This window comes from Bacillus sp. NH11B, from assembly GCF_001884205.1.
In the GTDB taxonomy this organism is placed as follows: domain Bacteria; phylum Bacillota; class Bacilli; order Bacillales; family Bacillaceae_G; genus Bacillus_A; species Bacillus_A proteolyticus.
On record NZ_MAOG01000072.1, the window covers coordinates 1 to 1,996 of the forward strand.

1 protein-coding gene is annotated in these 1,996 nt (G+C 38.9%); it reads right to left on the minus strand.

Going from position 1 to position 1,996, the window contains the following annotated elements; genetic code table 11:
• Positions 1 to 18 precede the first annotated feature (18 nt).
• Entirely contained in the window at positions 19 to 1,803 is a 1,785-nt protein-coding gene (locus tag BAU27_RS11460; RefSeq protein ID WP_071770937.1) for an acyl-CoA dehydrogenase family protein, read from the minus strand.
• Positions 1,804 to 1,996 lie beyond the last annotated feature (193 nt).

Sequence of the window (1,996 nt, forward strand, 5' to 3'; positions counted from 1 at the left end):
TACTGTTATTTAAAGGTATTAAACTGTATAACGCTCATCTTCTAAAATTTTCGCAGCGATTTCACGTTTCTTCGGAATTACGTTAAGTGGCGTGTGGCGTGTTAATTTGCGTAATGATGATAACATCATGCGCAGCATGTCGCCGTTTTCAACTGCGATAAGTGTTTCTTTCGCATCTGCTTCGATTTCGTTGAATGCTTCTTGGCAGAATACTTCAGTGTATAACACTTTTTGTTTATTCTTTTCAAGACCAGTTGTTTTAATTGCTTTTTCTGTACGAAGAACAGCTGATTCCATTGCGTATAGGTTACTTACGATGTCAGCGATATTCACAAGAATTTCTTGCTCTTTATCTAGTGCTTTACCGTATTTTTGAGCTGCTAATCCAGCTACCATTAAGCCGATTTTCTTCGCGTTAGTTACTAAATATTTTTGAAGTGCTAATGGCTCAGCGCCTACTTCTTCTGGCATCATCATCATTAACTCTTCTTGTAATTTTTGTGCTTTTTGAAGAAGTGGTAATTCACCTTTCATCGCTTTACGTAAGAACGTACCTGGTACGATTAGGCGGTTAATTTCGTTCGTTCCTTCGAAAATACGGTTAATACGAGAATCGCGGTACATTCTTTCAATCTCGTACTCTGCCATAAATCCGTAACCACCGTGAATTTGAACACCTTCATCTACTGTATAATCTAGTACTTCAGAACCGAATACTTTATTTAAAGAACACTCGATTGCATATTCAGCGATAGAAGCTGCTACTGCTTTACCGTCTTTTACTTCTTCTTCAGATAATGTGCTCATGCGGCTTTCGAATAAACCTACTGTACGATATACAGAGCTTTCAGCTGCATATGTTTTTGCTGCCATATTCGCAAGTTTCTCTTGAATTAATGGGAAGCGAGCGATTGGTTGTTTGAACTGTTGACGTTGGTTTGCATATTGTGCTGAAATTTCTACTGCACGTTTCGCAGACCCAACTGTACCAACACCTAATTTATAACGACCGATATTTAAAATGTTGAACGCGATAATATGACCTTTACCGATTTCACCAAGTAAGTTTTCTTTCGGTACTAACGCATCTTCTAAAATTAACGTACGAGTTGATGAACATTTAATACCCATTTTCTTTTCTTCTGGGCTTGTAGATACGCCAGCATACTCTTTCTCTACGATAAATGCTGAGAAATGCTCACCATCTATTTTTGCATATACGACAAATACGTCAGCAAATGCAGAGTTTGTAATCCATTGTTTTTCACCATTTAATACGTAATGTGTACCTTCTGCATTTAAACGTGCAGTTGTTTTTGCGCCTAATGCATCAGATCCTGAACCTGGCTCTGTTAATGCGTATGCAGCTAATTTCTCACCAGTTGCAAGTAGTGGTAAATATTTTTTCTTTTGCTCTTCGTTACCGAATAATACGATTGGTAACGATCCGATACCTACGTGAGCACCGTGAGTAATTGCAAAGCCACCAGCGCGAGAGAATTTCTCTGCGATTAACGCTGAGCTTACTTTATCAAGGCCAATTCCGCCGTACTCTTCTGGTACGTCAGCGCCTAGTAAACCAAGTTCACCAGCTTCTTTTAAAAGACGAACAGAACGATCAAACTCGTGTTGCTCTAAATATTCAAGCTCCGGAAGAACTTCATTTACGATAAAGTCCTCTGTCGTTTTTGCAATCATTTTATGCTCAGATGAAAAATCTTCTGGCGTAAACACTTGATCAATCGTAATCTCATCTACTAAAAAGCTACCGCCTTTAACCGCACTTCCTACTGTTTTTTCCATGAAAATTTCCTCCTTTATATTTTCATAAGCCGCTTCTTTCTTTTTGAAAGAAGCTGGCTCTCCCATTTATTTTTTATAAACCTTTGTTGCTTCCATTCTTTGCTTTAGCGTCGTCTCGTTCTGAACGAGCCGCTTCCACCTTTTATCTAATCCAGTTCCGGTGGCTAGAACATTCGGTCGTTTCATCCCTTCC